Origin of the sequence: Streptomyces sp. NPDC127084 (genome assembly GCF_042724175.1) — a bacterium.
Lineage (GTDB): Bacteria > Actinomycetota > Actinomycetes > Streptomycetales > Streptomycetaceae > Streptomyces.
In genome coordinates, this window is the sequence record NZ_JBHXFA010000073.1 from 1,344 (window position 1) to 8,455 (window position 7,112).

8 protein-coding genes are annotated in these 7,112 nt (G+C 72.1%); 2 read left to right on the forward strand and 6 right to left on the reverse strand.

Going from position 1 to position 7,112, the window contains the following annotated elements:
- Nucleotides 1-340 precede the first annotated feature (340 nt).
- The 5 genes from ACFWI9_RS18355 to ACFWI9_RS18375 all read right to left on the reverse strand — a co-directional run bounded on the left by ACFWI9_RS18355 (nt 341) and on the right by ACFWI9_RS18375 (nt 5,607).
- Nucleotides 341-859, reverse strand: a complete 519-nt coding sequence (locus ACFWI9_RS18355) for a DinB family protein (protein ID WP_387163170.1) — start codon at nt 857-859, stop codon at nt 341-343.
- Nucleotides 860-975: 116 nt separating this feature from the next.
- The gene (gene nirD / locus ACFWI9_RS18360) at nt 976-1,308 is read right to left on the reverse strand and encodes a nitrite reductase small subunit NirD (protein WP_387163172.1); all 333 of its coding nucleotides are present in this window, start codon (nt 1,306-1,308) and stop codon (nt 976-978) included.
- Nucleotides 1,305-3,860 (reverse strand): nitrite reductase large subunit NirB, encoded by a 2,556-nt coding sequence (nirB, locus tag ACFWI9_RS18365; protein ID WP_387163173.1) that lies wholly within the window; start codon nt 3,858-3,860, stop codon nt 1,305-1,307. Before nirB ends, nirD begins: the two co-directional genes overlap by 4 nt.
- A gap of 1 nt (nt 3,861) precedes the next feature.
- A complete protein-coding gene (locus ACFWI9_RS18370) occupies nt 3,862-5,100 on the reverse strand; it encodes an NAD(P)/FAD-dependent oxidoreductase (protein WP_387163175.1) in 1,239 nt (412 codons plus the stop codon).
- 114 nt (nt 5,101-5,214) lie between these two features.
- Complete coding sequence (locus ACFWI9_RS18375) at nt 5,215-5,607, reverse strand: nuclear transport factor 2 family protein (RefSeq protein ID WP_387163177.1); 393 nt, start codon at nt 5,605-5,607, stop codon at nt 5,215-5,217.
- Nucleotides 5,608-6,130: 523 nt separating this feature from the next.
- Here ACFWI9_RS18375 and ACFWI9_RS18380 point away from each other — a divergent pair.
- Both ACFWI9_RS18380 and ACFWI9_RS18385 read left to right on the forward strand, forming a co-directional pair.
- Nucleotides 6,131-6,394, forward strand: a complete 264-nt coding sequence (locus ACFWI9_RS18380; protein WP_387163179.1) for a CopG family transcriptional regulator — start codon at nt 6,131-6,133, stop codon at nt 6,392-6,394.
- Entirely contained in the window at nt 6,391-6,807 is a 417-nt protein-coding gene (locus ACFWI9_RS18385; protein WP_387163180.1) for a type II toxin-antitoxin system VapC family toxin, read from the forward strand. The genes ACFWI9_RS18380 and ACFWI9_RS18385 overlap by 4 nt, the downstream gene beginning before the upstream one ends.
- Before the next feature lie 63 nt (nt 6,808-6,870).
- Here ACFWI9_RS18385 and ACFWI9_RS18390 read toward each other — a convergent pair.
- On the reverse strand, nt 6,871-7,112 hold a 242-nt coding region (locus ACFWI9_RS18390; RefSeq protein ID WP_387163181.1), incomplete at its 5' end, for a hypothetical protein.

Consider the following 7,112-nt stretch of genomic DNA (forward strand, 5'->3'; position numbering starts at 1 on the left):
GCGCGCGCCCCCCCCCGCGCCCCCCGGGGGGCGGGGCCGGGGGGGGGGGGGGCGCGGGGGCGGGGGCCCCCGCCAACTGTGGGCCCCCGCCGGCGGCGGCGGAGGTGCCGATGACCGCCCCGCGCAGAAAGCTGCGTCGTTCCACTGTCACTCACTCCATGATGGGTCGTGACGGCCCCGCGACGCCGGGCGGCGTACGGGGTATCGCGCGCCTGGGAACATAGAAGCGCGGAGTGGCGGTGGCTTCAACGTCTGATGAAGCGGAGGCGTCGGGTGTCGGGGCGGACGGCGACGCCGATCACCTCACGGAGGAGCGATCGCGATGCGCACGGGCATCCGGTCAGTAGTAGCCCTTCTCGCCGTCGAGCAACTCCCGGATGGTGTCCATATGGCCCGCGTGCCGGGCAGTCTCCTCCACCATGTGGATCAGCATCCACCGCAGGGATGCCGCCGCGGAACGGAAGTCCGGGTGCTTGCCCGTCTCGTCCAGCGGGTGTGCGGCGATGATCTCGTTGGATCGCGCGCACTGCTGTTCGTACTCCTCCAGCAGCTTGGCGAGGGGGACACCCTCCACCCGCATGTCGGCGTCCTCCGGCTCGTCCAGGAACGACGGGTTGTCAGCCGACGCGCCACCGAGGAACAGGACCTCGAACCAAGCGTGTTCGACCCAGCGCAGATGCGAGACGAGCGCGGCCATCGTCATCAGGGGCGAGGTCGGCAGCACCTGCCGGTGCGCGTCCTCTTCGGACAGGCCCGCGCATTTGTAGTGGACGATCGCGCGTTGCGTGTCGAGCCAGCCGACGAGCTGGGTGCGTTCGTCGGCGTCGAAGGGAGGGCGTATCCGGGCGGGTGTCGTCATGGCGCGGACCGTACCCCCGTCCCGGCCCGCGCCGCACGCGAATTAGCCCCGTCCCCGGGCCCGTTCGCGACCCAGCCCGTTCACGCGCCCCGGCCCCGTAACACGCCCCGCCCCGCTCACCCCCCGGCTCCGATGCGCACCGGATAGGCGCGTACCGTCACCTCGTCGTCGTCCAGGCAGCGGCCCGTCTCCAGGTCGAAGCGCTGCTTCAGCAGCGGCGAGGCCACGAAGGGACGGCCGCCCGCGGTGCCCAGCAGACCGCGCGAGAGAACCTGCGCGCCGGTGAACGGGTCGCGGTTGTCGATCGCGTACGCCCCTCCCGAGCGGTCCAGGAACACCGCCGCCTGCCGGCCGTCGGGGAGCAGAGCCGCGACGCCGCGCCCCGGGGTGAGCCGGGAGAGCTCGCAGACCGGGAACCAGCTTTCGTCCAGGTGGAGTTGGAGCGTCATCGGGTCAGTGTCCCTTCGAGGGTCGGTTCCGCGGCCGCCCGCATGGTCGGCCCCAGGGTCAGAATGGTCAGGTCCGGCTTGATCTGGTCCCGTTCCGGTACGAACCTCACGGACGGGTCCGGCGCTTCCGGCGCGTTCACGAAGGACACGAAGCGGCGCAGCCGGTCCGGATCGTCCAGCGTCGCGGCCCACTCGTCGTGGTAGCCGGCGACATGCTCCGCCATCAGGGCCTCCAGCTCGTCGCACAGCCCCAGCGAGTCGTGCACGACCACGTCCCGGAGGTGCTCCAGGCCGCCTTCGAGCCGCTCCAGCCAGGTGGAGGTGCGCTCAAGGCGGTCCGCCGTGCGGATGTAGAACATCAGGAACCGGTCGATGAGCCGCACCAGTTCGGCGTCTGACAGGTCCTGTGCCAGCAGGTCGGCGTGCCGGGGGGTGGCGCCGCCGTTGCCGCCGACGTACAGGTTCCAGCCGTTGGCGGTGGCGATCACACCGAAGTCCTTCGACTGCGCCTCCGCGCACTCACGGGCGCAGCCGGACACCGCCGACTTCAGCTTGTGCGGGGCGCGCAGGCCCCGGTAGCGCAGCTCCAGGTCGATGGCCATCCGCACGCTGTCCTGTACGCCGTAGCGGCACCAGGTCTGCCCCACACAGGACTTGACCGTACGCAGCGCCTTTCCGTACGCGTGCCCGGACTCGAAGCCCGCGTCCACGAGGCGGGTCCAGATCGCCGGGAGCTGGTCGACCCGGGCGCCGAACAGGTCGATCCGCTGGCCGCCGGTGATCTTCGTGTAGAGGCCGAAGTCGCGGGCCACCTCGCCGATGACGATCAGCTTGTCCGGGGTGATCTCACCCCCGGGGATGCGCGGCACCACCGAATACGAGCCGTTGCGCTGGAGGTTGGCGAGGAAGTGGTCGTTGGTGTCCTGCAACGCGCCCTGTTCGCCGTCCAGGATGTAGCCGTTGCCGAGACTGGCGAGGATAGAGCCCACCGTGGGCTTGCAGACCTCGCAGCCCTCGCCGCCGCGCGCCTCTTCGCGGCCGTGCGAGTCGAGGAGCTGGGCGTACGAGGTGAGCCGCAGGGTGCGGACGATCTCGTACAGCTCGCTGCGGGTGTACGAGAAGCAGCCGCACAGGCCCTGGTCGACCGCCTGCGGCAGCAGCTGGCCGATGACCTTGACGCAACTTCCGCAGCCCGTACCGGCCTTGGTGCACTTCTTCACCTCCGGCAGGGAGGTGTGGGCGCAGATCTCGCCCTTGGTGACGTTGTGGCAGGAGCAGATCACCGCGTCGTCCGGAAGCGCCGAGGGACCGAGGGCGACGGGCGCCCCTGCCCCGGCCGGCAGCACCAGCTGCTCGGGCGGTACGGGCGGCACACTGCCGGTGAGCGGGCGCAGCATCCCGTATGAGTCGGCGTCGCCGACGAGCACTCCACCGAGCAGTTCGCCGTCCCGGCCGATGACCAGCTTCTTGTAGACCCCGGAGCGCGAGTCGGAGTACACGACATCGAGGCAGCCTTCGGCGGTGCCGTGCGCGTCGCCGAACGACGCCACGTCCACTCCGAGCAGCTTCAGCTTCGTGGACAGATCGGCGCCCGTGAAGGCGCCTTCGTCGCCCACCAGCGCGTCGGCGACGGTCTTCGCCATCTCGTAGCCGGGCGCGACCAGTCCGTACACCCGGCCGTCGGACGCCAGGGCGCACTCGCCGATCGCGAAGACCGCCGGGTCGGACGTACGGCACTGCTCGTCCACCACGATGCCGCCGCGTTCGCCCACGTCCAGGCCCATGTCACGGGCGAGTTGGTCGCGTGGCCGTACCCCGGCCGAGAAGACCACGAGATCGGTGGCGAGGGAGGAGCCGTCGGAGAGGTTCATCCCGCTGACGGTGCCGCCGTCGGCCGTGATCTCCTGGGTGCCGACGCCCGTGTGGACGGTCAGCCCCATGCCCTCGATGGTCCGCAGCAGCGCCGCGCCACCGCCCTCGTCCACCTGCACCGGCATCAGCCGGGGCGCGAACTCCACGATGTGGGTGTCCAGTCCGAGGCCCTTGAGCGCGCCCGCCGCCTCCAGGCCGAGCAGTCCGCCGCCGACGACCACACCGGTGCGGGTGGTCTTCGCGTACTCCTCGATCGCGAGCAGGTCCTCGATCGTGCGGTAGACGAAGCAGCCTTCGGCGTCCTTGCCGGGGACGGGCGGCACGAAGGGGTACGAGCCGGTCGCCAGCACCAGCGTGTCGTACGCGAACGTCTCCCCGGAACGGGCGGTCACCGTGCGGGCGGCGCGGTCGACGCTCACGGCGGGGTCGTCGAGCCGCAGCTCGATGCCGTGCCGGTCCATGAAGCCGTCCTCGACAAGGGACAGATCGTCAGGGGTGCGGCCGGAGAAGTAGGAGGTGAGCTGCACTCGGTCGTACGCCGGGCGAGGTTCCTCGCACAGTACGACGACCCGCGCCCGCTCGGTGACGCCGCGTTCGGCGATGGCCTCCAGGAAACGCTGGCCGACCATGCCGTGGCCGACCAACACGATCGTGGGCCTGGTGGTCGTGTGGGCGGTCATGTCAGAAACCTCCGTCGGTGGTGAGCAGGTGGAGCAGCGGGGCGTCGGGCAGCGGGTCGTCGCCTTCCCAGGCGCGGGCCAGCGCGCCGACCGTGGCGAGATCCCCGAGCAGGACGCCTCCGACGAGGCGGTCCCCGCGGACGACGACCTTCCGGTACGCCCCGCGGGTGGCGTCGGCGAGCTGTACGACGTCGTCTCCCGGGCGCGGGGCGGGTTCCCCGAAAGCGGCGACATCGAGGCTGCCGGCGCCGCCGAGGGTGAGCCGGGTGAGAGCGCGGGTGCCGGTGTAGGCGGCCGCCGGGTCGCTGCCGCTGAGCCGTGCGGCGAGGGTGTCGGCCTGTTCCACCGCCGCGGTCGCGAGTCCGTAGACGGTGCCCGAGTGTTCGGCGCAGTCGCCGATGGCGTGGATGTACGGGTCCGAGGTGCGGAGCTCGTCGTCCACGACGATTCCCTGGCGGACCCTGAGACCGGCCTCGGCGGCCAGTGCCGTACGAGGGCGGACCCCGCAGGCGAGGACCACGCACTCCGCGTCGAGTACGAAGCCGTCGGCGAGTTCGACGCCGGTCACGGTCTGCCGACCGCCGCTGCGCAGCCCGCGGACATGGCACTCGGTGTGGACTTCCACACCGAGCCCCTCCAGATGGGTGCGGACCAGGGCCCCGGCCGCCGGATCGAGATGGCGGTCCATCAGCGTGGGCCCGTGATGGGCCAGCACCACGTCCGCGCCCCGCTCGGCCAGCGCGCGTGCCGCGGAGACCCCGAGCAGCCCGCCGCCGATCACCACGGCACGGGTACCCGTACGGGCCAGAGCGGCCAGGGCGAGGCAGTCATCGAGGGTGCGGAACGGGTGCACACCTTCGGGCAGCCCGCCGGAGGTGCCGCGCAGCGGCGGCAGCACCGGGTTGGAGCCGGTCGCCAGGACGAGCCGGTCGTACGCCACCGCGGAGCCGTCCGCGCAGTGCACGGTCCGCGCCTCGCGGTCGATGCGTACGGCGCGCACTCCGCGCCGCACCGTCCCGGCTCCGCCGGGCCCGCCTGGTCCGTCCGGATCGCCCGGTACGGGCGGCAGCGCGATCACCTCGGGCGCGTACCGTCCGGCGAGGACCTCGGCGAGCAGCACCCGGTTGTAGGGGGCGTGCGGTTCGTCGCCGAGCAGGGCGACGTCGCACACCGGAGCGAGCAGTCGCGCCAGGCGTGCTCCCGCCATCCCGGCGCCGATCACCACGGTCCTCGTATCCATGCAGGCAGCATGGGGCGCCGCTGTTACCTGCCCGCATCTGCGTTGTTTCCCGTGGGGAACGCTGATCTCAGCGCGGGTCGGAGAGTGGTGTGAGGCCTGCTGAGGGGCATCGCCTCAGCGGGCGCTCCCCAGGTTCCGGTCCGCCGCGGCGCCTTCGAGCATGAGAGTGACCTCCTCGATCCGGCGGAATCGCCCGTCGGGGGCGAACTCCCCGAACAGGTAGACCTCCATGGTCACGGTGGCTCCGTCCTTCTTGGTGACGTGCACCGTGTGCCGGTCGGCGTAGCGGGTGCCGTCGTACAACTCGTCGTGGACCTCGACGGTGCCTTCGGCGACGACCGTGCGCAGGTGGGCGATGTGCTCCAGGAAGCCCTCGCGGTCGGCCCATTCGCCGTCCGTGCGCTGGCGGTAGTCGGGGGCGAAGTGCCGGTCCACGGCCTCCCGGAGGTCGGGTATGGGCTTGAGGACCAGGTCGTTCAGGGCTGCGGCGATGCCGGTGCGGTACATGTCGTGACTCCTCTGCGGTGCGTGCGCGGCGCACGATTCCATCAGTGTGGGGCAGGAGATCGCCGCCGCCCTGGGCGTGCTGCTCAAGCGCGGCACCCGGCTTGAGCTGTACCGCAAGCTGACGGACGGCCTGGGCGAAGCCGTGGACGAGTGGACCTGTCCGGTCCTCAGCGGTCTGGCCCGCGGCGGTCGGCGCAGCGCCGCGGCCCCGGCCGGAGAGGTGGGACACGACCGCCCCGGAGCCACCCGGCGAGCCTCCGGGCTGGAGGCGACGGGGCTCGTCCGCCGCGCACCAGATCCCGAGGCGGACGGGCGACCCTGCTCGCCCTCACCGCGGCGGGGGAGCGGACCGTCGCGACCCTGCGCAGGCGCCTGTCCGCCCAAATCGAGGCCGGTCTCGTCGGCTGGCCCGCCGACGAGGCGTCGGCCTTCGCGCGTTCCTTCCGGCGCTTCGTCGACGACGGCCCCTTCGGGTGAGCGGGTATTGCATGCCAGCAGGAGGATCGGCGGTAGGATTGGTGGCATGAGTGAGCCTACCGGGAAGTACTCGATCACCATGCCGCGCGACATCGCCGAAGCCGCCAGAGCGCACGGCGGCCCCTCCGGTCTGTCCGCCTATGTGGCCGCAGCGGTCGCCCGTCAGATCGAGCGGGACAACTTGAACGAACTCATCCAGGTCGCCGAGGCGGAGCACGGGCCCGTCACGGACGAGGAGATCCAGGTTCTCCGTGACCGACTCCACCAGGCGCGCCGCGAGCAAGCGCGGGGCGTGGCGGACGCCGCGTGACCCGTTCCGCCGCGATCCCGGGCGGCACCCTCGTCCTCGACAGCGAAGGGCTGACCAAGGCCGTGCTGCGGGAGCGAACGGTGACCGGCTGGCTCGCCCTGGCCCGCGCCGACGACCTGCGCGTGATCACTTCGGCAGCCACGCTCGTGGAGGTGGTCCACCCGCGGATCAACCGCCCGGCCCTGGAGTGGACGCTCTCCCGCCTCGTCGTGGAGCCGGTCACCGAGTCGATCGCCCGGCATGCCGCCGTACTCCTCGCCGATACCGGCCTGCACGGCCACAAGTACGCGATCGACGCCATGCTCAGCGCCACGGCGCTGGCCGCCCCCGGGCCCGTCACGGTCCTCACCTCCGACCCCGAGGACCTCACCACGCTGTGCGGCGCCGGACGGGTCACCGTCATCGAGGTCTGACTCCGTCCCACCCCGTCCGACTCCGTCTGGTTCCCCGGCCCGGGAAACGGCTCCCCGCCCCCGTCAGCCGGACGCGTGACGGGGGCGAGGACGGGGCGGTACGAGGACGGTGGAGGCCGCGCCCGTCAGCTTCCCTGCGCGCCGCTCGCCCGGCACCGCAGGAGCACGCCCCGCCGAGGGGGGGCGCGCGGCGCGCCCGGGCGCCCCCCGCCGCGCGGTGCCCCATCGGGGGGTGTTTCCTTCCACCAGTTTCAGGAGGGCGGCCAGGTCGTCGGGCCGGGTGTGGGGGTTGAGGAGGGTGACCT